The 506-nt window shown below is 58.9% G+C and carries 1 protein-coding gene; it reads right to left on the bottom strand.

All coding sequences use genetic code 11. The features are described 5' to 3' along the window. The coding region (locus AB1462_RS31720; RefSeq protein ID WP_367249031.1) for an MFS transporter at positions 1-395 on the bottom strand (395 nt) is incomplete at its 3' end. Between the last annotated feature and the right edge of the window lie 111 nt (positions 396-506).

The following is a 506-nucleotide window of genomic DNA, read 5'->3' as shown; positions in this document are numbered from 1 at the left end:
GATATAGCGATGACGCGCGTTGCCGCGGCACCCAGTCCCTGCATGAAGCGGAATGCCAGCAGCAGCGTAAAGCTGGGCACGAAGACGCAGGCAATGGCTGCTGCCACATAGACGGTCAGGCCGAAAAGCAGTGGTGCGCGGCGTCCGAAACGATCGGAAACCGGTCCGTAGATGAGCTGCGCAAAGCCGAATCCGGTGATGTAGGCGGTGATGACATATTGCCTGGCGTTCTCATCGGCCACACCGAGGCTCGCGCCAATCTCCTGAAGACCGGGCAGCATGATATCGATGGCAAGAGCGTTCAGCGCCATGAGAGCGGCGGCCAGCGCGATAAATTCCCAACGCGCAATAGGAGGGCGTGCGTCCGCCGCCTCGGGGGATGTCTGATGGTCCATTTCTATATCCAAAAGCAAATAAGTGCTCCGTTGAACGACGCACTCTGACAAACTCAGTTCTAATCAAACGGTACCGGGCCGGAGGCCCGGAAAATCAGGCCGCGCCTTTGA

It is taken from the genome of Pseudomonas sp. SB113 (assembly GCF_040754745.1).
GTDB classification, from domain to species: domain Bacteria; phylum Pseudomonadota; class Gammaproteobacteria; order Pseudomonadales; family Pseudomonadaceae; genus Aquipseudomonas; species Aquipseudomonas grimontii.
The sequence above is the reverse complement of the archived record's forward strand: the minus strand, read 5'-3'. Positions and strand labels throughout refer to the sequence as shown.